19 protein-coding genes and 8 pseudogenes are annotated in these 23,629 nt (G+C 57.8%); 18 read left to right on the plus strand and 9 right to left on the minus strand.

Going from position 1 to position 23,629, the window contains the following annotated elements; all coding sequences use genetic code 11:
* Window positions 1-56 precede the first annotated feature (56 nt).
* Window positions 57-1,214 carry an ROK family transcriptional regulator gene (locus tag ELH03_RS33380; protein ID WP_065276661.1) on the minus strand — a complete coding sequence of 386 codons (1,158 nt, stop codon included), beginning with the start codon at window positions 1,212-1,214 and terminating at the stop codon, window positions 57-59.
* Between the two features lie 147 nt (window positions 1,215-1,361).
* On the opposite strand from ELH03_RS33380, the gene ELH03_RS33385 reads away from it, so the two are divergent.
* The 4 genes from ELH03_RS33385 to ELH03_RS33400 are packed head-to-tail and all read left to right on the plus strand — an operon-like array spanning window position 1,362 to window position 6,068.
* Window positions 1,362-2,366 carry an extracellular solute-binding protein gene (locus ELH03_RS33385; RefSeq protein ID WP_065276660.1) on the plus strand — a complete coding sequence of 335 codons (1,005 nt, stop codon included), beginning with the start codon at window positions 1,362-1,364 and terminating at the stop codon, window positions 2,364-2,366.
* A gap of 50 nt (window positions 2,367-2,416) precedes the next feature.
* A complete protein-coding gene (locus ELH03_RS33390; protein WP_065276673.1) occupies window positions 2,417-3,421 on the plus strand; it encodes an ABC transporter ATP-binding protein in 1,005 nt (334 codons plus the stop codon).
* Window positions 3,418-5,127 carry an ABC transporter permease gene (locus ELH03_RS33395; protein ID WP_128408578.1) on the plus strand — a complete coding sequence of 570 codons (1,710 nt, stop codon included), beginning with the start codon at window positions 3,418-3,420 and terminating at the stop codon, window positions 5,125-5,127. Before ELH03_RS33390 ends, ELH03_RS33395 begins: the two co-directional genes overlap by 4 nt.
* A gap of 17 nt (window positions 5,128-5,144) precedes the next feature.
* Entirely contained in the window at window positions 5,145-6,068 is a 924-nt protein-coding gene (locus ELH03_RS33400; RefSeq protein ID WP_063473366.1) for a sugar phosphate isomerase/epimerase family protein, read from the plus strand.
* 318 nt (window positions 6,069-6,386) lie between these two features.
* Here ELH03_RS33400 and ELH03_RS33405 read toward each other — a convergent pair whose 3' ends face one another.
* Window positions 6,387-7,598 carry an NADP-dependent isocitrate dehydrogenase gene (locus tag ELH03_RS33405; protein WP_130806904.1) on the minus strand — a complete coding sequence of 404 codons (1,212 nt, stop codon included), beginning with the start codon at window positions 7,596-7,598 and terminating at the stop codon, window positions 6,387-6,389.
* 65 nt (window positions 7,599-7,663) lie between these two features.
* Between ELH03_RS33405 and ELH03_RS33410 the strand changes: the two are divergent.
* Window positions 7,664-7,795 (plus strand): annotated as a pseudogene (locus ELH03_RS33410) (L,D-transpeptidase); the annotation flags it as partial.
* Window positions 7,796-7,885: 90 nt separating this feature from the next.
* Here the strand turns inward: ELH03_RS33410 and ELH03_RS33415 are convergent.
* Entirely contained in the window at window positions 7,886-8,608 is a 723-nt protein-coding gene (locus ELH03_RS33415) for a Crp/Fnr family transcriptional regulator (protein WP_128408580.1), read from the minus strand.
* Window positions 8,609-9,079: 471 nt separating this feature from the next.
* On the opposite strand from ELH03_RS33415, the gene ELH03_RS33420 reads away from it, so the two are divergent.
* The 3 genes from ELH03_RS33420 (at window position 9,080) to ELH03_RS38575 (ending at window position 11,429) form a co-directional block, all read left to right on the plus strand.
* A complete protein-coding gene (locus ELH03_RS33420; protein WP_128408581.1) occupies window positions 9,080-9,961 on the plus strand; it encodes a glucosamine kinase nucleotide-binding domain-containing protein in 882 nt (293 codons plus the stop codon).
* The gene (locus tag ELH03_RS33425; RefSeq protein ID WP_128408582.1) at window positions 9,958-10,722 is read left to right on the plus strand and encodes a GntR family transcriptional regulator; all 765 of its coding nucleotides are present in this window, start codon (window positions 9,958-9,960) and stop codon (window positions 10,720-10,722) included. Before ELH03_RS33420 ends, ELH03_RS33425 begins: the two co-directional genes overlap by 4 nt.
* A gap of 572 nt (window positions 10,723-11,294) precedes the next feature.
* Window positions 11,295-11,429, plus strand: coding sequence for a hypothetical protein (locus ELH03_RS38575; protein WP_267970729.1), 135 nt, complete (start codon window positions 11,295-11,297; stop codon window positions 11,427-11,429).
* Between the two features lie 548 nt (window positions 11,430-11,977).
* Here ELH03_RS38575 and ELH03_RS38835 read toward each other — a convergent pair.
* On the minus strand, window positions 11,978-12,334 hold the full coding sequence (locus ELH03_RS38835; RefSeq protein ID WP_425375601.1) for a hypothetical protein: 357 nt from the start codon (window positions 12,332-12,334) through the stop codon (window positions 11,978-11,980).
* Between ELH03_RS38835 and ELH03_RS38840 the strand changes: the two are divergent.
* From ELH03_RS38840 to ELH03_RS37640, 5 genes and pseudogenes are all read left to right on the plus strand, one after another.
* Window positions 12,305-12,640: pseudogene (locus tag ELH03_RS38840) on the plus strand (DUF3991 domain-containing protein); the annotation flags it as partial. The gene ELH03_RS38835 and the pseudogene ELH03_RS38840 sit on opposite strands and share 30 nt — an antisense overlap.
* Before the next feature lie 274 nt (window positions 12,641-12,914).
* Window positions 12,915-13,082 carry a hypothetical protein gene (locus ELH03_RS38845; protein ID WP_438269954.1) on the plus strand — a complete coding sequence of 56 codons (168 nt, stop codon included), beginning with the start codon at window positions 12,915-12,917 and terminating at the stop codon, window positions 13,080-13,082.
* A 58-nt stretch (window positions 13,083-13,140) separates the two neighbouring features.
* Window positions 13,141-13,680 (plus strand): annotated as a pseudogene (locus ELH03_RS33445) (DUF1419 domain-containing protein).
* A 10-nt stretch (window positions 13,681-13,690) separates the two neighbouring features.
* Window positions 13,691-14,090 (plus strand): annotated as a pseudogene (locus ELH03_RS33450) (DUF3085 domain-containing protein).
* A gap of 120 nt (window positions 14,091-14,210) precedes the next feature.
* A complete protein-coding gene (locus ELH03_RS37640) occupies window positions 14,211-14,402 on the plus strand; it encodes a hypothetical protein (protein WP_164903089.1) in 192 nt (63 codons plus the stop codon).
* On the opposite strand, the pseudogene ELH03_RS33455 reads toward ELH03_RS37640, so the two are convergent.
* Both ELH03_RS33455 and ELH03_RS33460 read right to left on the minus strand, forming a co-directional pair.
* A pseudogene (locus ELH03_RS33455) lies at window positions 14,348-15,052 on the minus strand (IS6 family transposase). The gene ELH03_RS37640 and the pseudogene ELH03_RS33455 overlap by 55 nt on opposite strands.
* A gap of 127 nt (window positions 15,053-15,179) precedes the next feature.
* Window positions 15,180-16,040: a S49 family peptidase gene (locus ELH03_RS33460; protein WP_130806906.1), complete on the minus strand. Its 861-nt coding sequence runs from the start codon at window positions 16,038-16,040 to the stop codon at window positions 15,180-15,182.
* An 822-nt stretch (window positions 16,041-16,862) separates the two neighbouring features.
* Here ELH03_RS33460 and ELH03_RS33465 point away from each other — a divergent pair.
* A complete protein-coding gene (locus ELH03_RS33465) occupies window positions 16,863-17,843 on the plus strand; it encodes a LysR family transcriptional regulator (RefSeq protein ID WP_033181974.1) in 981 nt (326 codons plus the stop codon).
* 55 nt (window positions 17,844-17,898) lie between these two features.
* Here ELH03_RS33465 and ELH03_RS38245 read toward each other — a convergent pair.
* Window positions 17,899-18,198, minus strand: a pseudogene (locus ELH03_RS38245) (DDE-type integrase/transposase/recombinase); the annotation flags it as partial.
* Between the two features lie 866 nt (window positions 18,199-19,064).
* On the opposite strand from ELH03_RS38245, the pseudogene ELH03_RS33480 reads away from it, so the two are divergent.
* Window positions 19,065-19,195, plus strand: a pseudogene (locus tag ELH03_RS33480) (SOS response-associated peptidase); the annotation flags it as partial.
* 324 nt (window positions 19,196-19,519) lie between these two features.
* Here the strand turns inward: ELH03_RS33480 and ELH03_RS38255 are convergent.
* Entirely contained in the window at window positions 19,520-19,825 is a 306-nt protein-coding gene (locus tag ELH03_RS38255; protein ID WP_197729038.1) for an SIR2 family protein, read from the minus strand.
* Window positions 19,805-20,584, minus strand: a pseudogene (gene istA, locus ELH03_RS33490) (IS21 family transposase); the annotation flags it as partial. The gene ELH03_RS38255 and the pseudogene istA, both read right to left, overlap by 21 nt.
* Before the next feature lie 286 nt (window positions 20,585-20,870).
* Here istA and ELH03_RS33495 point away from each other — a divergent pair.
* The 3 genes from ELH03_RS33495 (at window position 20,871) to ELH03_RS33505 (ending at window position 23,448) form a co-directional block, all read left to right on the plus strand.
* A complete protein-coding gene (locus ELH03_RS33495; protein ID WP_245489769.1) occupies window positions 20,871-21,731 on the plus strand; it encodes a phosphocholine cytidylyltransferase family protein in 861 nt (286 codons plus the stop codon).
* 10 nt (window positions 21,732-21,741) lie between these two features.
* Window positions 21,742-22,629 (plus strand): GHMP family kinase ATP-binding protein, encoded by an 888-nt coding sequence (locus ELH03_RS33500; RefSeq protein WP_130654313.1) that lies wholly within the window; start codon window positions 21,742-21,744, stop codon window positions 22,627-22,629.
* 180 nt (window positions 22,630-22,809) lie between these two features.
* On the plus strand, window positions 22,810-23,448 hold the full coding sequence (locus ELH03_RS33505; protein WP_027688361.1) for a CDP-alcohol phosphatidyltransferase family protein: 639 nt from the start codon (window positions 22,810-22,812) through the stop codon (window positions 23,446-23,448).
* Window positions 23,449-23,629: the final 181 nt, after the last annotated feature.

Below are 23,629 nucleotides of genomic sequence, written 5' to 3' on the forward strand. Positions count from 1 at the left end.
CCGTCTGGGTCTGCCCGGTAGACTCCCGAAGACACTCAGGCGCGCCGTCGAATTATCTAGGGTCGGGATTTGGGCTTGCGACCGTTAAGGTAGGGACTGCCATCGTCTGCGACGGCGGCTGAAAAGAGAGAGGCAAAGAACGGAATGCAGGCGGCCCCGATCGCGCCGGCGCGAGGGCCAAGTCGGGAGGCCTCGACTGCAGCAACCTCCAAGCCGCGCGACGGACCAAGGATTGGCTGACTGGAAATTGCACCCACCAGCTTGTCTGTCACGAGTTCTGGCAGCCGTCCCCCAAGGACAATCAGCGCGGGGTCGAACATCGCCGTTGCAACACGTACTGTCTCGCTGAGCTGCTTTCCGGCGCGTTCTACCCAGGCTCCTAAAGCCACTTCGGCGCTGTCTGGCAACCGCTCGAGATCGACGAAGTCGTGGATGGCGAAGCCGGCACCGTTGAGGGTGGCAAAAAGGTCTTGGCCGGATGGGCGCGGCTGGTCGTACGGGTAGAGAACTCCGGGCAGGCAGGCGTTTCCATTGACACCGCGGTACGGTCGTCCGTCGATAACCGCCCCTCCCCCGACACCGTGTCCAATGTGAATGAAGAACATCGGATCAGGCTGCGGGATGCGTCCGCCGAACACATATTCTCCGAGCGCTGCAGCTGTTCCATCATTCTCGATGTAATAGGGCGCTTCGAAAGTCGCTTTAAAAGCTTGGTCCGCCTCACCATCATCGAAAGCCGGGAAGAAGCTATGGGCCTTGAGGATGTTCGACATCGTGCCGAAATTGCCGGGCACCGAGCAGCCGACCCCCAGAAGGCGATCCTTAGGCATACCAAGGTCGGCCAGCATCACCGCGATAGCCGCCTGCGCCGCGCCTGCCACCGACAAAGCCGTGCTGGTCTCGATGTCGACTGATAGGGAGGTAAGAATCTTTCCCGCTAGATCAACGATTGCTACCTCCATTCGGGAGACCGAGAATGTTATTCCCGCGGAAAGATACCGGTCAGCCCGCAGGCTCAGCAAGCGCCGAGGCTGGCCTTGGGCGCCGGTCCGCTCGACCACCTCGATCAGAAGTCCGATCTCAATTAAGCGACCTATCAGCCGAGTGACAGAAGCTCCTGTCATGCCGGACCGTTCGGCCAGGTCGACGCGCGCAATCTTCTTGCCCACGAAAATCAGTTCGACCAGTCGTCGTTCGTTCCGTGAAAGGTCCATTGGTTCCAAGAGTGCCTCAAATGGTTAGCAGCCAAAGAGCTATTGCAATATATATTAAATTACGCAATGTAATTAAACTGTCATAAAGCTTCATTAAGAACGCGCCAAGTCGGAGATGACCGGCCAATCTGAAACGAGAGGAACACCATGCATCAGATCAAACGCTTATTGACCCTGGCAGCCGTGCTGATCGCGGTGACCTCTCCGGCCTTGGCCAATAGTCTTGTCGTTTATTCCCCTCAGGGAGAAGAGAACGTTCAGTGGATAGTCGACCAGGCTAAAGCCGCCGGTTACGATGTGCAGGTTCTGCGCGCACCCGGAGGAGAACTTTTTGATCGGCTGGTCGCCGAGAAGAACAACCCCCAGGCCGATGTCGTACTCGGCATGGTCGACACGTCTATGGCTCTGCTCAAAAAGAACGGCCTGTTCCAGCCATACACACCAGCCTGGGCGGCGGACCTCCCTGCGCAATACAAGGACAAAGAAGGCATTGTCTACAAATTCTGGAGCACACCGGTCGTCATAGCCTATGATTCCGAAAAGCTTGCCGCTGAGCGGGCGCCGAAAAGTTGGCTGGACCTGACAAGGGGCGAATACAAAGGCAAATACGTCATCGGCAACACCGCCTGGCAGACGACAAGGGTCTATCTGGCCGGTATCTTGGCCCGGTTCCTCGACGACAAGGGCGAAGTCACTCAGGCTGGATGGGATTTTCTTGGCGCATTCTATGCGAACGCGATCGTTGTCGATGACGCCGATGCGCGCAAGGAAGCCTTCAAATCGGGCGGTGCGGTCATCAATCTGAACTGGTTCGGCGGCGTCATCAAGGACGCCAGGGAACTCGGCATGCAAGTCAAGGTCATTGACCCGGAAGGTGGCACGCCCGTCATCTCCGAAGGCGTGGCGATCATGGCCGGAACCGATCAGTTGGAGCAGGCAAAGGCATTCGTCGACTGGTTCGGCTCTGCCGATGTCATGGCCGGCTACGCCAAAAAGTTCGGTCAGGTTCCGGTGCTGCCGGCGGCGCTGGCTAAATCACCGCCAGAGGTGCAGGCGAATGCGGAACTAGTCAAGGCTCAGCCTATCGACTGGGATGCCGTCGCGCCCAAACTGGACGGCTGGTTGCAGAAGATCGAGCTTGAAATCCGGTGAGCATGTAGGACCGGGCGATGCAGATCGCCAGGCTTCACAGGAGTATGATCATGCCGACCCCGATCCTCATCATCGATAAACTGCATATTGGCTATGGCGATAAGGTAGTCATCCGCGACCTCTCGCTTGAAATTCACGAAGGCGAGTTCGTTGCTCTGCTCGGGGCTTCCGGCAGTGGGAAATCCAGCGTTCTAAGGACCCTCGCCGGCTTTCATTCGGCAATGAGCGGGCGGATTATCCTTGAAGGAAAAGATATCACCAACGAGCCTCCGGAGCGCCGCAATGTCGGCATGGTATTCCAGAACTATGCGCTGTTTCCAACGATGACGGCGTTCGAAAACATCGCCTTTGCTTTGCGTGTCGCGAAGATGCCGCAGAGCGAGATCGGCAGGCGCGTCGCCGAGATCGCCGAAACATCGGGGATTACGGAGCAACTGCACAAGAAGCCAGTGGCCATGTCAGGCGGGCAACAACAGCGAGTTGCGATTGCGCGCGCGCTCGTCGCGGGCTCCAAGGTGCTTTTGTTCGACGAACCATTGTCCAATCTCGACGCCAAGGTACGAGTGACGATGCGCCGCGAGATCAAGAGGCTCCAGCGGGAGTTTGGCTTCACGGCAGTCTTTGTTACGCATGATCAGGAAGATGCACTCACGATGTCCGACACGATCGTCGTGCTGGCGAACGGTGGCGTTGAACAGATCGGTGACGGGCGTACTCTTTACCGAAAACCCGCGACGCCGTTCATCTGCGAGTTCGTCGGCGCCGCCAACGAACTGCCTACGCCGCTTGCCAGGCAAATCCTGGGCGGCGACATTCGAGGGCGCATCTTTGTCCGCCACGAAGATGTGTTCGTCGGGAAGGCGGTAGAAGTCGGGTCGCGGGCGATCGTCCGCCACGTGGAATTCCTTGGCGCCCACAGCCGTATCGACCTGGATACCGGCGGTTATTTCATTTCGGCCGCCAGGATGGGGCACGAGTTACCCGAAATCGGTGAGACCGTGTCCTGGACGATCCGCCCGGGCTCGGCGCATATCTTCGAGGAAGCGGACAGATGAACCGCGCGGCTGCCGTCGAGCGCGTAGTCTATTGGATCGGGTTGGCGGCCCTGATCTGGATCGTCGTCACCTTCCTGATACTGCCGCTCGTCGCGTCACTTCATGCGGCATTTTTCAAGCACGGCAGCCTGGTGGTCGGCCAGACCCTAAGCGAACTTTCAAGATCACGAAGAGTGCGCGCTGCCCTTTGGAACACGGCTTGGATGACGTCAGCGACCATGGTCACGGTGACCATTGTCGGGATTTTCCAGGTCGTCGTCCTTGAATATTTTCACGTACGCGGTCGCGCGCTCTTGAAAATCGCCTATGCAACGCCGCTGGTCTTCGGCAGTGTCGTTGCGGCGGCGGGCTATAACTTCACCTATGGTCCCGGCGGTGCGGTGACACATCTGGTGAAGGCGATCGTTTCCAGCCTCCCGCAAGACTGGTTCATCGGCTGGTTTGGCGTGCTCTTCACGCATACCTTTCTGATGACCAACTTTTACTATCTTTTTCTGCGCGCTGCGATGCGCCGCGTCGACCACGCAACCATCGAAGCCGCGCGCAGTATGGGTGCCTCGGAATATACGATCCTGTGGCGTGTGGTACTGCCCGCAATCATGCCGACGCTCCTCGCTGTCACCCTTCTTACCCTTTACACCGCGATCAGCTCTTTCGCCGCCCCTCAGGTGCTGGGCGGTCGCGATTTCCACATGCTGAGCCAGATGGTGCTGACTCTGAACAGCCTGCGCCGTCCCGACATGGCCGCCTTACTGGCGCTTATGATGGGACTGTGTCTCATGGCGCTTATCCTGCTGTCTCAATATTACGAAGCGCGCGGCTCCTATGTCGGCGGCGCGAAAGCGACTGCGCCCATCCAGCTACGCAAAATTTGCAGCCCGATCGGCAATACAGTGCTACACTTTTTTGCCTATCTTCTTGTGGCTATTTATGCGGTGCCGATCGCTCTTGTCGTACTCTTCTCCTTCGCCCCGGCCGCGAGCATCGGCATCGAAGTGATCCCATCCAGCCTGACCCTGAAGAACTATGCCCGCGTCTTTACCGAAGGCACCGCCTTTCTTCCGTTCTTCAACTCCATAGTGATGAGCCTTGTCGCGGTATCGGCGGCGCTGGTCGTTACGCTGTTTGCTGTCCCGGTTATTCTTGGCCGGCGCAGTTGGCTGACGCGCCTTCTAGACATCACTTTCTTCCTGCCATGGGTAGTTCCTAGTGTTCTGCTCGCTGTCGGGCTGATCGTCACCTTCGACACGCCAAACCCGCTCGTTGGAAACGCAGTCCTCCTCGGCGGCTACTGGCTCCTGCCGATTGGCTACGCCATCGTCGCCTTGCCGCTTATGGTGAGGTTCCTGCGGGCAGCCTTCGTAGGAATCGATCCGGCCTATAACGAGGCGGCCCGCTCGATGGGCGCCACTGGTCTTTATCGCTATCGCCGCATCATTCTGCCGATAGTGGCGCCGACTGTAATCCTCGTCGCCGGGATGGCCTTCAACGATCTCCTGTCGGAATACCCCCTGTCGGCGTTTCTATACAACGTCAACAACAAACCGCTGCCGATTGCAATCGTAGACAGCTCGCTGTCTGTCGATCCTGAGCAGGCAGCGCTCAACCTTGTCTATGTCACTCTGATCATGGCGTTTTCACTGGCGATCATTCTGTTGGCCGAGCGCATCGGCCTTGGCAAAGGTCCAGAAACCACAACATTGTAGAACCGGAGACTGATCCATTGGATACCTGCATCACCGTCTGGCATTGGCCGCACCAGGAGCGTTGGTACGACGAAGGCATTCGCAACTCGCTCACCCTCATCAAGGAAGCTGGCTTCACACACATCAACTGGAATCCCGACTCCGGCAGTTCGTACTGGCTAGGCGACGCCGAGATCGAGTTTACAAGCAGGATCGTGGCCGATGCTGGGCTGAAAGTGCACTCGGTTCATGGCAGCAATGGCCGCAATCCTATCACCGAGATCGGCCACAAAAACCCTGGCCCTTTCGCGATGGAGACGCGCAAGGACTTCCTGTCGCCGCATGAATGGCAGCGCCGCAGCGGAGTCGAGCTGTTGCGTAACCGTGTCGACCTGGCGGCCGCGTTCCAGTCCCCCAATATTGTTCTGCACATCGATATCAACGACAACGTCTTCGGCAGCGAAGCCGCCGAACGAGCTTTCTTCGACCCCCTTTTCCAGTCTCTCGACGAGATCAGGCCTTACTGCGTCGAAAAGGGCATCCAGATTGCCGCGGAAACTCTTCTTTGCGCCAACGCTCAGAATTTCCTCAACCTCTATGATCGACTGTTCGCCCGATACGGCAAGGAGTTCATCGGCGTCTGCTTCGATTGTGGCCACTGGGAACTGATCGAGCCAGGCAAGCTCAGCGTGCTTGAGCGTTTCGCGGATCGCCTCATCGCTACTCACATTCACGACAATTTCGGAGCAATGGATAACCATCTCTTGCCATTCGATGGACGATTAGATTGGCACACGATCACCTCGGCGATCGCCGCAACTCCTTATCAGACTCCGCTCAACTTCGAGACGCCAATGGACCGGTATGGGATTCCAGAATCCGCCTACTATCGCCGCGCTCACAGTGTTGCTGTTAGGCTCGAGGAGATGGTCGCCGAGGCGCGCGCGAGGCAAAGCGCATGATGGCGAATACTCTTACCCTCGACACTTCTCGGTAGCAGCGTTGACGCCTGAACAGTTCCAGGCCCGGATGGATGGACAGTCTAGACCAAAGAATCTGTCGGCTTCGTCGGTGTCATCGATCAATCGGCAGAGATCCTCGCCGGCGACTGCTGGCTAGCGACGTTTCAGGCCACTTGCCTCGAGAGCCGTCTGCTGCGGCGGGAGTTTCTTCGACATGTCCCACTGAATCATAAACCCCCAGCCAAGGCCAGGGGTTTTGTCAGCACTCTGAATGCGGGGAATTTCCCGCCGCTTCCATGTTATCTTGGATAAGCCGGCTTACGCCATGGCCTTCTGCAGGTTCTCGTCGATCTTGTCGAGGAAGGCAGTGGTCGAGAGCCACGGCTGGTCGTGGCCGATCAGCCGCGCCAGGTCCTTGGTCATGAAACCGGATTCGACAGTGTCGACGCAGACCTTTTCGAGCGTTGCGGCGAAGCGGGCAAGCTCGGCATTGTCGTCGAGCTTGGCGCGATGCGCCAGGCCACGCGTCCAGGCGAAGATCGAGGCGATCGAGTTCGTCGAGGTTTCCTGGCCCTTCTGGTGCTGGCGGTAGTGGCGCGTCACCGTGCCGTGGGCAGCTTCGGCTTCCACCGTCTTGCCGTCGGGCGTGAGCAGTACCGAGGTCATCAGGCCGAGCGAGCCAAAACCCTGGGCGACCGTATCGGACTGGACATCGCCGTCATAATTCTTGCATGCCCAGACATAGCCGCCCGACCACTTCAGCGCAGAGGCGACCATGTCGTCGATCAGGCGGTGTTCGTAGGTGATGCCGACTTCGTTGAACTGATCCTTGAATTCGGTCTGGTAGATCTCTTCGAAGATATCCTTGAAGCGACCGTCATAGGCCTTGAGAATGGTGTTCTTAGTCGACAGGTAAACTGGCCATTTGCGCATCAGGCCGTACATCATCGAAGCGCGGGCGAATTCGCGGATCGACTCGTCGAGATTGTACATCGCCATGGCAACGCCCGAGCCGGGGGCGTCGAAGACGTCCTTCTCGATAACCGTGCCGTCTTCGCCGACGAACTTGATCGTCAGCTTGCCCTTGCCGGGGAAGCGGAAGTCGGTGGCACGGTACTGGTCGCCGAAGGCATGGCGGCCGACAACGATCGGCTTGGTCCAGCCGGGAACCAGGCGCGGCACATTCTTGCAGATGATCGGTTCGCGGAAGATGACGCCGCCGAGAATGTTGCGGATCGTGCCATTCGGGCTCTTCCACATCTGCTTGAGATTGAATTCCTTGACGCGGTCTTCGTCCGGCGTAATCGTCGCGCACTTGATGCCGACGCCGTACTTCTTGATGGCGTTGGCGGCATCGACGGTGACCTGGTCGTTGGTGGCGTCGCGGTTTTCGACCGAGAGGTCGAAATAGTCGATGTCTAGGTCGAGATACGGATGGATCAGCTTATCCTTGATGAGCTGCCAGATGATGCGCGTCATTTCATCGCCGTCGAGATCGGCGACGGGATTGGCGACCTTGATCTTGTTCATGTATCTGCCTCGTTCGAGCTTCAATGGGGACCGGCGTCCCGGGTGGGTGATGTGATGAGGAGCGCTATAGCCTGAAGCGCTTGGGCCGGCCGGCCTCGCATGGCTGCGTTCGCCTGCACTTCGAGAATGCCGCCCAGTTCTTCTCGCTGGCGCCACGGGCTGGCCGCGCCAAGACCCGCGTCGTGATCACGCGCTGATCTCGGCTCAGCGCCAGACTCTGAATTCGGCATCTGATCCGTTTTGCGCGCCGATCCCGGGTCAGCGCCCCGATGTTGGCAGATCCCGTTCTATGCGCTGATCATTCGCTCCAACTCATCCATGTCGGGCACGATGATATGTCGGAAGTTCTCGATGCGAATGACGCCGCTCTTGCGCAGCCTGGTCATCTGGCGACTGACGGTTTCGATCGTCATCCCGAGAAAATCGGCGATCTCGGTGCGGGACAGCGGCAGGTCGAAATCGGTGCTCGTGGCGGTCTGCGGTTCGGCGTGTGTGGCGATCAGGTAAAGCAGGCTTGCGACTTTCTCGCCTGCGGTGCGTCGGCCGAGCGTCAGCATCCATTCGCGCGCGGCGTCCAGCTCCTTTAGCGCCTGATCGTGAAGGCTGCGCTGCAGTTCCGGCGCTTCCGATATCATGCGGTCGAGCAGGTTGCGGGGGAAAAAGCAGATTTCGGCATCGGTCGCAGCCTCGGCCGACAGCGTGCTTTCGCGCACGAATGGCCTGCCGACGAAATCGGGAGCGAATTGCAGGCCGACGATCTGCTGGCGTCCGTCCGGCATCACTTTGCAGAGCTTCACCACCCCGCGCATGATGTTCGAATAGGAAGAGCTTTCCGAGCCTTGAGCGATGATTTCGCAGCCCGCGCCGACCGTGCGGCGGAGCGAGTGGCGGCCGAGCTCCCGGAGCTGGCTGTTGGACAAGGCGCCGCAGACGACGCCGTGCCGCGCCTGGCAGGAACGGCAGGCGACGAGAGTGCCGGCGTCCGAAACGTCACTGCTTACGACGTCCATGTCCTGATCCCTTCGAAATCCGCGTGTGGCGGGCGTGGCTGCGCATGCCGGGCATGCCCGAGATGATTACGCCGCGATTGCGGGTTCGGCTATCCCGTTTTCCGGCACGGCTTGATGATTATCAATTTCGCCGGGACCGCGCTTTGATCCAGATCAAAGTTTCCCTGCCATGGCTGTTGTTTGATGCGACTGCCTCGACACGATGCCGTCCGAAGAATCCTTCAAACTTGAACAACGAAGCAAAGATCTTCGAATCTTGGCGACGAAGCCGTCGACGTCTTTGCGCACGAACTTTTCCCAAAATTGCATGAGGGTTACTCGCGACAGTCTCGCCCCATGCCCTCGCCAGCCGGTTTTCCAATTGACACTAAAGTATGTTTGTGCGACGTACGTACGAACACTACGAGTGCAGCTGGGGCGGCCCGAACGCGATCGACGTTGTGTCAGATGACCTCCTGAAGGAACGGGCGGATGACCGCATACCTAATCGGAATCGATGGCGGTGGCACGAGCTGCCGTGCGGCAGTCGCCGGTTCGAACGGGAATATCCTTGCGCGGGCTCAAGCCGGGCCAGCCAACATCCTTTCCGATCCGGATACGGCGCTCGACAACATTGCCAGTGCGACCCGCGCGGCGTTTTACGCAGCTGGCATCAATGCGCGTAGCATCGCCTCGGCGCGTGCAGTTCTGGGGGTCGCGGGCAATAATGTCGGCGAGGCCGTTCACTACGTGAAAAACAGGCTACCTTTCGCCCAGGCGGACATCGAGTCAGACGGGCTGATCGCGCTACAAGGCGCGCTTGGTGATAAAGACGGTGCCGTCGCCATTTTAGGAACAGGCACGATCTACATTTCCCGCCACTGCGAGACGGTGACCTACGTGGGCGGATGGGGCTTTACTGTGGGCGACCTCGGCAGCGGCGCTCGTATCGGACATGCGCTTTTGCAAGAAACGCTGCTAGCATATGACGGCATTCACGACATGTCCGCGATGACCGCCTCGGTCCTTGCGGAATTCAAAAATGACCCACGCAATATCGTCGAGTTTGCGCGGCAGGCAAAGCCCGGCGCCTTCGGCCGCTATGCGCCGCGCGTATTCGAGCACATGAAACAGGGCGATGCCGTCGCCGCGCGCCTGTTGCAAGAAGCCGCTGTTTCAGTTGACGAAGCACTTGATCGTCTGGTCGCTCGAGGAACGCAGAAGATTTGCCTGCTCGGCGGATTGGGGTCGCTGTATTCGTCCTGGATCGCTGCACGGCATCAAAGTCTATTGGTAACGCCCGAAGGAGATGCACTGAGCGGGGCCGTGGCCTTGGCTGTGTCGCGCTTCGGGCATCTGAAAGCGATCGAATGAGTGACAGGCTTGCAGCCATGCTTCCAGGATGGGACACAGACATCAAGGGCGCCGGTCCGCTCTATCAAAGGCTTCGGCTGGCGCTTGAAAAGGCGATCCTGTCGGGTAAACTCAAAGAGGGCGACGTTCTTTATCCCGAACGAGACCTCGCTGAACATGTCCGCGTTAGCCGTGTAACGGTCCGCAAAGCAATCGACCATCTCGTCCAAGACGGATTTCTGGTCCGCAGGCGCGGCTCAGGAACCTTCGTAGCCGGATCGGCGGTCCGCGCAGATCAGCCTCCGTCACGCGCGAACCTTTTGACGGGTGACATTTCCTGGCTTGGATCGGGCACGAAAGTCGAGTGCATCGAGCGCAGCACGTCTCATCCCGCACCCGAGGAGATGATGACACTCGGCCTGTCAAGCGACAGTCGCGTCGTGCGCATCACCCATTTGCGGAGCTCGGCGGGCCAGCCGCTTGCGATTGAACGCATATGCATTTCCTCCGAGTTCCTGCCCGCCGCTCGTACCGTTACCTCTTCCACCTGCAACACACTCGCGGACGCAAACTTTAGACCCATTCGTGCGATCGAGCGCACTTTCGCACTTAACATCGAAGATCCGGACGCCACCACGCTTGGCGTCGCGATCGGAACGGCTGGTCTTTTAACAAAGCGCGTTGCCTATCTTGCTTCGGGCCGCGCGATCGAATTCAGCCGCTCACTTTTTCGAGGCGATGCCGAAGGTTTCGTCAGCGAGCTCACCTTTCTCGAAAACTGACCTCTCTTCTTACAAGACAGGATCCTATCATGCAGGCCACCTTCGCTGCCGCCGGTGCGGCTTTGCGTTCCGAGAACACCGCGCTCGTCGTCACGGTCGCGTGCTGCTTGTCCGACTATCCCGCCATCTCATTGAGATGTCCCATCGAGCTGAGGGCGAAATTACCCGTCTCTTCGATTCGGCCGCCCCTCGCCTCAATCTACGGTGTCGGGCTCAGCTTTGATCGAGGCGCTGCCTTGCCCAGGCAGCCACGCCCGTGATGGCTGCGTCGATCGCTCTGACGAATAAGCTTCCGCTTGGGGAACCCGCAAAGGCCAAAGGCATGCTTAGCACAAAGGGCGGCTTGTGTGGTGTTGACCCCGGGTTTGAGTTGAAGTCGAGCTGGATAGGTGGACCAAAGGTATTCGAGGCAAATGGCCATGGTGAGTTTTGAACAAATTTACACCGGTAAAGTCGATGTTTCCGCTCGAAACCCTAGTGGGCTTTAGCTGAGTGGGACTCGCGCCATGAAGACAGCAATGCTCTCTCCGATTGAACGAACCTGTCTCCACTGGATATCGAGGGGGTGGACTGTGGCTGATATCGCGTTGATCGAGGGAAAGCGTGCCGCTGAAATTCAGGCATGCGTGGAGCGTGCGGTTATTTCGCTCAACGCCGAATCATTGGAACAGGCGCTTGAGAAAGCGAAGCTCACGCGATCAGACTGATCCCATCATGGTTGCGGGCGCCGGACGCTTTCACCTTGCCTTTCATCCGCTTGTAAATGCACCGTTTCGGCGACCTCCAGGTCCTCAGCAAGATCGCGCCATCGGTTTTTGAAAAGACGGAGACAATGGCTCCTGCGGTCGGTGCGGAACGTAGCTGAATCGAAGTGGCCACGAACGCAAGCCAATGTGCGTGTTTGAATGGATCCTTGCTCTCTTCCGGATTCCACGATCAACCCGCTGAAAGGTCCGCTAGGAAGCTGCTGCCGCGTCGCGCTGATCGCGCCGGTCCCGCGCCTTTGAGGAGTCATTCAGCGGGAATTGGCCGGGCTTGAGCCCTCTAAAGTCGCTCGATCTTTCCTTTGTGCGGTCCCACGCCTTCCAGCTCTCCCGCGACCTGATGGTCACGGTCTTCGCAGCCGACGGCAAGTACGGCGTTCTACCCTCTGACGAAATCGACGCCGACGACGATCTTGCGATCGTTCACGATTCTTTCCGTGGTTCTGGCGTGCCGCTTGCGAACTGCAGACGCAAGGGAGGCTTCGCCGCGGTCAAGCATTGCATGATCCGAAACTTGTCAGCCGCGCCCTTGCCGCCTTTGCTCTTCGCGGCTGGCCGAAGGGTGCCCGCGAAACGAAGGGCAAAGAAAGGCAACGAGGGCCAATCGCCGGGCGATTGGAAATCAAATGAAGAGAAGAGAAATAGAAGCGCTGCGCGAACGGGTCGGTTGCGCGGCGGTTCTCGAAAGGGCGAGCTTCGCCATCGACTTCGAGGAAAGCAGCCGGCGGGCGATTAAGTTTCGCCGTGGCGGTGAAATCATCATCGTTACGCATGAGGGGCGCGGATGGTTCGATCCGCTCAGCGATGCGAAAGGCGATGTGTTCGGGCTTGTCGAGCATCTCGATCATGTCGGATTTATCGAATGCGCCGAACGGGTCGCAGATCTCGTCGGTTTCACGATCACCGAGCCGGAGTGGCAGCCATTGAAGCCTGATGGAGGATACGACCTCTCTCTCCCCGATCGTTGGCAGGCGCGCCGCCGCCCATGGCCCGGGTCGTCGACATGGTGTTACCTCAATGGCGAGCGTTGCCTGCCTGCACATTTACTCCGCAACGCGATCAAAGGCGACCTTCTTCGAGAAGGCCCGCATGGCAGCCTATGGGCAGCTCATTCGGACGATGTCGGCGTTGTGACTGGCTGGGAGGCGCGAGGTCCGCAATACCGAGGGTTCGCCTCTGGAGGGAACAAGATTCTTTTCCGTCTCGGGCCGCCTACTGCGTTGCGCCTGGCCGTCACAGAAGCCGCGATCGATGCCATGAGTCTCGCGGCCATCGAGGCGTTGCGTGACGGCACGCTCTATCTCAGCACCGGCGGCGGATGGTCGCCGGCCACGCAGGCCGCGCTGAGGGAATTGGCCGCCAGACCTGACGCCCCAGCTGGTCGCTGCGACCGACGCCAATTCTCAGGGGGATCTGTTTGCAGAGCGGTTGCGGGCGCTCGCCGAGGATACCGGGTGCGACTGGACGCGGCTGCGCCCGCCCAAGGAGGATTGGAACGAGACCCTGAAAGTCAGGGAAAAGCAAAAACTGGAAAGAAAGGAAAGTGGCGTGCCGCAGCGCCAAGGGAAGGCTTCGCCCGGCGGAGCCGTCCCTTGACCCGGCCGGTCGCGATGTCGGCGCCAAGGTTTTTCAGGGCGTCGCAAGCCGCCAGCAGATGTTCCGCATGTTCGATCGCCACGCGCAGCGCCCAAACCGTTGGGATGGTGATGCCGCACCATTCTACGCAGGCGAATGGTCGAGATCGGCGAGACCGAGTATGATTACATGTTCGAGATCCTGCCGCCATTGTGGGTCCGAGGGTCGATGTTTGCGATACGCGAATACATGACCGGCTCGGTGACATCCGTGTTCTTTGCGCTCAGGATCGACGCGGCCATTCGATATTTCCATGGCTATTGATCTTTCCGACAAGGCATCCGTCGAAACGATGCGCGTCGCCATCATCGAGCGCGAAAGCCGTCCGGTCCATGACGCGGCAAGAGCGGCTCGAGCATATCTGGAGCACGACTGCCGACGATTACCGCGGCTATGCCGGAGACAAGTGGCCGCAGTCCGCTCGCGGCAAGCGCACCGTCGTGCTTTATGGCGGCAACGAGGGCACTTTCCTGAAGCTGCTCGAGGAACTCACCGACGGGAGAGCGCTGTGAAGCTGCCGGTGCATCTTCGCCACCTTCCCTCCCCGATTGCCGCGTGAGGAGGACGCCTTGTTCACTTTTAGCGTGGTCGACGTTCGTGCAGTGATCGCGCGCGGACACACCGACGCGGCAGCCAATGGCGGTTTCCGCGATCCTCACTATGGACTGCTTCCGGATAAGGACGAACGGCACGGCCTGTGGATCGTCGGCGATGAAGGCGTCTATGTGCTTTCCAACGGAAAATTGGCAGAGGGCCAAAGGGCACTCGCGGTCTATGCCGACGAGTGCGATCCGAAGACCAATCCGGACTACCGGGACTACAAGCGCCGGTATTTCGGGGAGACGACGGCATCGTCTTCATCGACGCTGAGAGACTGGAAGCCATGCTTTCCACAAACCCGGAAGCCACGCATCTGCGGGCGGAGTTTGCGCGGAAACAATGCAGCGCTCCGTAATCACGCGCTCGTAGCTCGCGATCGCTGCCGCCGGACGAACCAGGTCCAAATTTCCTCACCTCAATTTCATCCGCCTTCGCAGCCGCGGGACCTGTCCCGTGGGAGATGGCGCACATCCTCGAAAAGGAGCTTTCATGTCCCACGATCCCTTCACCCTCGATATGTTCGGCAGCAGCGCATTGTCGTCCGGCTTCGGCCTGGGCGTCACCGCGTTGGTGGGTGTTGTCACGTTAAGTTTCTCTGGCTGGAAATGCCAGCGGCTCGTGGATATTCAGGCGACACAGGCCGCAATTTTCCATGCATCGAAAGCTTCGAGCCGATGGTAGCGAATTGTTTGCGCTGTGCCGCGACGGGACGGAACCGAAAAGCAATTGCGGGTCGCTGAGTGCATGGAGACGAACCGTTGCAACGTGCCTAGTGATCGGTGGCCTTGCATGGTTCGTTCCCGTTTTCGAAACGGCAGATGGCTGTTCTCGGCCCGATTATTGAGGCCATTGTGCGATCAATAGTCAAGGCCGGGTGCCACTTCCGCCTTTGCTGCACCGTAGGAGCGGAGCTTATCGGTGATGATCCGTTTGGGAGCAAAGCCATAGCGCTTCATTAACGCCACCAGCACGCGCTTCGCTGCATCCCTTTTATCACGCCGCTTCTGCAATATCTCTTCGAGAACAGTGCCATGTTGATCGACCGCACGCCAGAGCCAGGATTTCTCTCCAGCGCATTTCACGACGACTTCGTCCAGATACCAAATATCGCCGGGGCGCGCCTGCCGCCGCCGCAAGTTGCGTGCGATCTGGGGTCCGAACTTGGCGATCCAGCGGCGGACTGTCTCGTATGACACGTCGATTCCACGCTCGAGCAGCATTTCCTCAACTTCACGCTGACTAAGGTTGAACCGCAGATAAAGCCAGACGGCGTGAGTAATGATCTGCGGGGGAAAACGGTGACGCTTAAAACTGATATCTGATGTCTGCATTGCCGAAAATTATGCGCAACCCGTCAGGCAGGCAACCGCAACCCAGTTAACGTGACAATACCCCAAGGGGCGATGTCGATCGCGCCTATGTGTGGCGTCCACCACCATGGACCGGCACCGCACCCCTTCAAAGTCCGAAACGGCTCCACAATGCTCTCTCTTCCGCCGCTTCGACAAGCCCCGTCGCGAGACCGGATGCAGCACCTTCGAGCGAGACCGGCGATACACCGGGAATCCGGCGGCCGAACAGGCCGCGGCCGGCGGTGACGAGCTCCAGCTTGGTCTTCTGGCCGTAGCGCCTTTTCAGCTCCTGGCGCATGTCGCCGAGGCCGTCGATCAGGCCGAGTTCGAGGCCGCGCGTGCCGCTCCAGAACAGGCCGGAAAACACCGCCGCATCGTCCCTCAGCTTGCCGGCGCGACGTTCGCGCACCATGGAGATGAAGACCTGATGGATTTCGAGCTGCAGGCTCTTCAGGTACTCGATGTCCTTTTCCTTTTCCGGCTGGAAAGGATCGAGGATCACCTTGTTTTCGCCCGCCGTATAGACGCGGCGTTCGACGCCGATTTTCTTCAGCAGTTCGGGAAAGCCGAAACCGCCGGAGACGACGCCGATCGAGCCGACGATGGAGGTGGCGTCGGCGATGATCTCGTCGCCGGCCAGCGCGATCATGTAACCGCCCGAGGCGGCGACATCCTCGACGAAGACCAGAACCTTCTTCTGCTTCTCGCGGGCGAGCTCGCGAATGCGGGTGAAGATCAGGCGCGACTGGACGGGCGAGCCACCCGGCGAATTGATGGAGATGGCGACCGCCGGTGCGTCCTTCATGGCGAAGGCCTTTTCCAGAACCGGAGAGACATTGGCGAGGTTGAGGGTCGGCCGGAACTGGCCGCCGCCGGCGACGATTGCGCCCTGCAATTTAACGACCGGGATGGTGAGCCCATCTTTGCGGAACCGTTTCGGCAGCAACTTTCTCAAAAATCCGGCCATCTCTCATCCTTCGCTTGGGTCGCGCGATCTTCACCGCAACGAAAGTCCGCATCGTCAGGGTGTTAGGTCGTGTCATTTAGGCCTCTTGTCGCTACCCGGGGCACACTCCGGCCGCTCGTACGCCACATCTAGACGGCACCTTGGCGTAGATCAATATAAAACAATAATATATTTTGTGATATACATGATTGTCGCGCTCGAATGCGATTCTGTATTTTGGTTTTTTGCGGTACAAACAGAAATACTTAGTTCGTTAAAGTATTAATACAAATATCTCGAAGGTTCGATCGCAAGATCGGTAGTTGGTCCGTGGGAAGGTTTAAAGCAATTATGTTCGCGTACCAACCTGTCAAGCAGCCCGATGAGTTTCCCCCTCTTGCTAGACAACCCCAACAAATTAGGTGGGTAAATTAGATCCTCACCTCGGAGGTGATGACCAATACGCTCGTCTCTCTAAACCTCACCTGACGGACTAAGATCCGCCCTTTCTGCAACGCTCACCACCACGGCTCTTTACCGAGGCGTCGATGAAACAACGTGACATCGCGCTTGGAACTTCTTCTCGGCGAGAAGCTGCGCCATAAAGCGGGGGATTGCTCTCCCTGCGTACCACGACTTCATCGAGGTGTCAGACAGAGAGTCCGCGGAAGCTTGACTTGCGGTTGATGGTATACCATAATACGAGAAGATAAGGTGAACCGGCGGTCAAGTCCGCGGTCATCCAGTGGAGACAGTTCTCATTGAAGGCGCCACATTCGCCTCCACACTCGTTAGGAGGGAGATCGTGCCCCGATATTGATGGGACCATCAAGGTGTGGTGGAATGCGTTTTAAGGGCCTGGACCTAAATCTTCTCGTCGCTCTCAATGCTTTGATGACCGAGCGGAAGCTCACGGCAGCGGCGCGCAGCATCAACCTTAGTCAGCCAGCCATGAGCGCAGCCATCGCTAGGTTGCGCGCCTACTTCAATGACGAGCTGTTTGTGATGCAGCAGCGTAGACTTGTCCCGACCCCGCGAGCCGAGGCGCTCGCCCCTGCAGTTCGCGAAGCTCTACTGCAGATTCAGCTCTCTGTCATTGCGTGGGATCCATTAGTCCCAGCGGAATCTAACCGGCGCTTCAGAATCGTACTGTCCGATTTCATGACGCTCGTATTCTTCGAAAAGGTGATAAAGCGCGTAGCGCGCGAGGCACCCGGCGTCAGTTTTGAATTGCTTCACATCAATGATGATCCGGACGAGCGTCTGCGCAGTGGAGATTTGGATTTTTTGATTTTTCCAGATCAGTTCATGTCTGCCGCTCATCCCAGTGCGAAGCTATTTGAGGAGAAGCTCGTATGCGTCGGCTGCCCTAACAATCAGCAGCTGCGCGGGAAGCTTTCCCTCGAGCGATTCATGTCGCTGGGACACGTCGCGGCCATGTTTGGACGTACTTTGAAGCCATCCATTGAACAATGGCTGTTGCTAGAGCACGGTTTTAAGCGGCGTATCGAAATCGTGGTCCAGGGCTTTAACGCGATCCCGATGTTACTTCAGGGGACGAATCGGATAGCAACCCTTCCCTTGCGGCTCGTCAGACATTTCGAACCCACCATCCGCCTCCAGATCGTCGATCATCCGCTGCCTTCCCTCTGGTTCACGGAGGCTGTGCAGTGGCCCTTGCTTCACAATTCCGACCCCGGAAGCATCTGGATGCGCGAGATAATGTTCCAGGAGGCTTCGCGCATGGAGGCCCCGGCGGAAAGCTCGGCAGACATCGACACGCCTATGTTTGACAGCGTCGCTGCCGAATGGTGTGCGGCTTGAGCCTGAAGATGCGGATACGCAGTTTTGTTAGCGGTGCTCGAAACCCGGGACGTTACTATGTTCCGGCTGGGTGAAGATCTGCGTGTCTGCTGATCCGGTCGTGGATGGAAACGAAAACGCTGAAGCTGTCGAGATACTTTGAAGCGCTTCATGATCCTCTCCCGTCGTCGGATGGGTTGATGAGGATTCTCCACCCTATTATTCAGTCGGTTGTGAGAACGATGATTGAGGCCTGGTGTGCTCTTTCGTTTCGCCGCACCATAGGACGTAGCTTGTCGGTGATCATTACACGGGGCGGACGGTCTTGTGTTTTCAGGAGCTTGCGCATCAAGCGCTTTGCCGCCCGGTTCTTCCGAAGTGGTGGGCCCTTGTCCTAAGAGACAGTATGCTAGCATTCAGAGGTCCGCTACTTCAACCGAAATGCTGGCGAAAACTCGTCAGTCACTCTGCCCCACACCGACCCCGTTTGAGGATCGCCAGGACTCCTCACGGAGTAATGGCGGTAGCCATTGGCGCACCGCCACCGATTTCCTGAAGATGGGGCAATTACGAGCCAGCCTATTGGGTCTTTGAGAATTTGAACCATTATGTTGGAGATTTTCGTCGTTGTCCGCGAAATGAGCAGTCAATGGCGCCCGCATCTGGTCACAATATGATGTCATCTGCAGCGTCCGAAAGGATGGTTTATCACTCAATGCTTTCAAAACAGATCCAGATTGCCATCGTGTTCCCTGCGCTGGTGCTTACCGCTTGCTCAAACACCGAACCGCTCCAGACGTCCACAGGTGCTCCGGTTGCTGCGGCGGCAGTTCCGATCACTGACCAAACGGTGATAGCCGAAACCGTGGGTCGGGCGACGGTCGGTTCTGATCCGCTAGCGTGGGCCAACCCGTCAACTGGCAGCGCCGGGGTGATCGAGCAGGTCCGGCCGGGTACAAACAATCCAAATGGATGCCGCGACTTCGTCACAAGCAAGCAAAGTCTCGAGGGCGTGACTCGGTTCAATGGTGTCGCTTGTCCATCAGATGGATCTTGGAAGATAAACGGTTCGTCTGGCTTGCATTAGGAACCAAGTTCGGGGATCAGCGATTGCTCTTGAACTCAATCTCCTTCGCAGAACTCAATCAGAATTTCGGCCTGTCGCAAATTTTCTGGTTAACCGCATGTCGCCCATCGGCAGAGCTTTTCGGCTGCGAATGTTGGGGAGCACAGACTGCCCTCTGCGCGCTCGAGAAGGCGGCGAATGCGAAAGCCGAGAAACTTGTGACCAAGGGCAAGCCACTCGATCTCGAAGAGCTGATCCGCACCGGGGCCGCGGTAAGACCAACATGCCAAAACTCAATTTTCCGCACATCTAATTGAGCGCCTGAGCTGAGAGCTTGATCGTCTCGGAAAACGCGAAAGCCTGCCGCAGGAGGAGGTGCGGCAGGCTTTTCTAATTGAACAGCGGCTGGGGGGAGTCCGCTGTTCCGTCAAGCGCCCCTTGGGCGGAGGAATAGGTTCACCTGAGACACGAAGCTTCGCGAGTAAGAGGAGCATCGCTTCGATGGTCAGAAGATAGCAGAGGCTACCCCTATCCACTGCATTTTCATGCAACGCGCTCGAACTAGGGCCGGCCAAGCTCTGTCATCCGGTTAAGAACACGGACGCCAATCTTCGCTTCAGTCTTCTGATTGTCAAAATGTCGTGCTTTGAGTTTGGGCCCCTGCGCGAAGATAGGCTTCGCCATATTGGGCGCTTGTCAGCACCAACTCGGTTTGAGAAAGGCCCAGCTGAGGATCAGAGAGCCTTCCATGGAGATGGACGATGCCATGGAACCTGCTGCTTCCAGGCGCAGGAATATCCTGTCCCGCGGCACTCTCGGCGGTCGCAAACTCCGGCGAATATGACTGCATCAGCGATCTTTCGAAAAACGTGTCAAAGTTAGTCGTGACGACCGCCGGCTTCGACTTTCGTTGCGCCAGATCTGGAAAGTCCGGCATCTGTTGCCACAACCGTGGTCGGGCATCTTGACCGTTCTTCTCGACCTGACCCTTTTCCCAACCCGCGGCGGGATTGCAAAACTCAGGGGCAAAGACGTAGTGGTTCGTCATCGCGAGGAAACGGATATTGACCTGCCGTTCCTTGCCACGGCCGACACGATCGACCGCGGTCTTCATGTTGTCGTAAATGCCGCGACCAGGCACGCCGCCGAACACGCGGAACCCGTGCCAGTGAGCGTCGAAGAGCATCTCGTGCGTCTGCAGCAGGTAGGCCCTGATCAGAAACGCCCGGCTGTGTGATAGTTTGATGTGGGCAACCTGCAGCTTCGTGCGCTCGCCGCCTATCACGGCATAATCTTCACTCCAATCGAATTGGAATGCTTCGCCTGGGCGGAAAGACAGAGGAACGAATATGCCGCGGCCCGCCGTCTGCTGCTCAGTCCGCCAGTCACGGGCGAACGCGGCGACCCGACCATAGGATCCGGTAAAGCCGAGAGCCATCAGATCAGCATGAAGCTGCTTCAGCGTTCGGCGCTGCTTGCGTGACCTCCCGGCCTCGGTCTTTAGCCAGCCAGCAAGTTTGTCGGCAAAAGGATCAAGCTTGCTCGGTCGTTCCGGTACCGTGAACGTCGGCTCGATCGTACCGGCACTCAAATACTTCGCGATCGTGTTGCGTGACAGCCCAGTGCGCCGGCTGATCTCTCGGATCGATTGCTTCTCGCGCAGCGCCATCCGGCGGATGATGTTCAAAAGTCCCATGTGGATCACTCCGTTGCCCCCGCCGCTCACCGCGTTGGGGGAAGGTTCACATGGCTCAATTCTCAATGGAAATTATGCGCCTAACCGGCTCACTTCTGCGTGGAAACCAACACACTAGTTACGAGAGTTCTGACAATGTCGTACATCCGGGTCTATCTGGTCTTGTTTCAAAGCACTTTGCCATTTTGGCATGAGGTTTGCCTAGGTGATTAGCGGATTCTTCATCGCCACAGATGGCAGCTCGAGCCTAAGCGGGGTGGAGGAGATCAGTGTATGGAGGTGGACAATGGCTTACAACAATGATGGATCGGCGACAACACCTGGCGAGTATGGGCAGGTGGGTCGCCACCGAGCTAAGCTGAATAGCTCTTCCCGAACGGGTCATAATATATCGGAAGCAATCATCCTCGCCGCTGGAATGGGAAGACGTCTCGGTCATCTAACCGCCAATCGTCCGAAGGCGCTTATCGAAGTCGCCGGCGAGCCATTGGTGTCACGCCTGCTCAGTCAAATGCAGCGGGCCGGTGTCTCGAACGCAACAGTCGTGGTCGGCTTTCTCGGCGATAAGTTGATCGCGCACGTTCGCAGCACCTCGGGAGCGATGAACATCGATATCGTCGAAAACCCTCGATACCGATCTGAGAACAACATTACGTCCTTGGGCCTGGCGCTTGTCCCTGGAAGAGCCGTTATCCTATCGGATTGCGATGTTCTCCTTTCCGACTTTCCCGCCCACTGGTTGCAGCCGGACGGTGCTGACATAACGGTTCCTACCCGCCCACTTCGACCTAAAGAAACGGGGACTGTCTTGCGGCGGGGGATGGATGGGGAGTGGTACATAGTTGTCACGCGCAACTGCGACGAAACCCTTCCAAGCGATCGCAAGACGATCAGCCTATACCTCCTTCGCTCGAACGAGTTTGTACTCGATTTCTATCGAAACATGAGGGACGCGATTTCGGGAGGCGAAACGGCACTCTACTATGAGGATATCCTCGCTCGCTCGCTCGGTTCGAAATACCGGCTAGGGATTATCGAGACAGAGAGCTTCGACGTCACCGCGTTCGAGATCGACACCCCAGAAGACCTCGAAGAAGCAGAATCCTGGGTCGCGGCTGCCGGCAACAACTGGCTACGATCATCATAAGAGGTTTATCATGTACGCGAGCGGCTTTGCAATTGGCCACCACGGCGAAATCCTCCAAGGCGTTTTCCGAGGCGAAGATAGTCGGCTGCACCGAGGCCTAGTGACGCTTCCCTTCCCACCTCGGTACTCGATTGCCGTCGCTGAGCCGATTGATGGCATCGAAGTCCTCGTCCGCCCTAAGCACAAAACAAAATCGGGAGCGGCGGCGAGGCTCCTTCTAGGTGGGATCGGGTATACTGGCAGGGGAATCAAGGTCACCGTGAATTCGAATATTCCAGAAGGATTCGGCTTAGGCTCATCAACAACGGACGTTGTTGCGACCATCCGCGCAACGGCTCGACTGTTTGGACTGCAGCTAGAGGCTAGCACGATCTTTCGCCTAGCTGTTCGAGCCGAGGTGGCCAGTGACGGCACCATGTTTACTGGAAATCCCAGGCTCATCTGTCCGCGAGAGGGCACTGTGCTCGAGCGCTTCGAAAGCAGAATACCCGAGTTCTCGCTGATCAGTGTGAACGTAGCTCCTAACCACCCCGTTGACACATTAGCCCATCCGCCGACCAGATATACAGGGGACGAGATCAGGGAGTTCGGAGACCTGCGGAAGCTACTACGGCGAGCGCTAGAAAACGGGAGCCTTGGTGAATTGGGGGAAATGGCCACGCGAAGCGCTGTCATTAATCAGCGGTACCTGCCACAGCCGCACTTCGATTCGCTCTTGGAACTGTCCCAATCCACGAACGCCTTCGGCCTTCAAGTTGCGCACAGCGGGAGGATGGTTGGCATGTTCTTGGATCCGCGATTGGAGAAAGAAGATAAATCTGTCGAGCACATCCAACGCGAATTGCTGCGGTTAAACCTGTCCTCCGAATTTTTCAGGTCTGGCCAAACATCCGTTTAAGATTGTTGGTGAGGAGAGCATAATGACGATTGATGGTCGGGTAATTGGTGGTAAGGGATTGCAATTTAAGCAGCTTGCTCGGCTTAGTTGCATAAGCGGCAGAGGAGCATCGTTTGTTCCAGTTGGGACTCGACAATGCACGAGCACCGATCTTCGCCAACAAGGCTACGAGGAACAATCATGACCAACGTATCGTCGATGGAACAAGAACGCCGCCAACCCATAATGGGAATTCTCCTGGATCCGCCGAACGCGATAACGTTCGTCGGAGCTCTTTTAGCAATGTCCGCATGCGCGATGGCAGTGATGGGCAAATACAACCTCGCCCTGATATGCGTTCTCTGGAGCCACCTGGCAGATTCGTTGGATGGTCTGGTTGCCCGCAGGATGCACCATCGCCAACCGGGGATGAGCGATGTCGGAAAGGCGATGGACGCGTTGGGAGATTTCCTATCCGCTGGTGTCTTTCCCTTGATCTTTCTCGCTTCATTGGGTGAGGCGGCACCATTCCCGACGTTCGCGGGGCTACTCATCTGTGCCGCGGGCATTTTGCGGCTGAGCTACTTCGAAGCGTTCGGACTGTCGGGAGGCTCTTTCGTCGGGGTGCCGCTGCCCCACAACATCCTCGTATTCGCCCTGTCGTACTACCTCGGCTCCCAAATCGTAACGGATCACCTGATCCTGCTGATGGGCGCCGTTGCGGTCATCATGAGCGGGTTACATCTCTCGTCGATCCGATTTCCAAAGATGAATGTGACTTGGATTGTCCTTTCGGCAGTCTTCATTACCGCGATGAGCGCTCTTCTCGCTCTTCAGTAAACAAATGTCTCAGGATCGGTCTCTATTCTTGCAATTCTTTACTACCGAATTCGTTCGATGCTTTACGTCGTCGTAATCCCGATAATACCACCCTTTTGTGACACCGTTTCACATGAACTGCCGGAGGTCACGAAAAGACATCCGGCTAAGCAACAAAAGCACAATTCGAGTTTAGCACGTC

Origin of the sequence: Rhizobium beringeri (assembly GCF_004306515.1) — a bacterium.
Lineage (GTDB): Bacteria > Pseudomonadota > Alphaproteobacteria > Rhizobiales > Rhizobiaceae > Rhizobium > Rhizobium beringeri.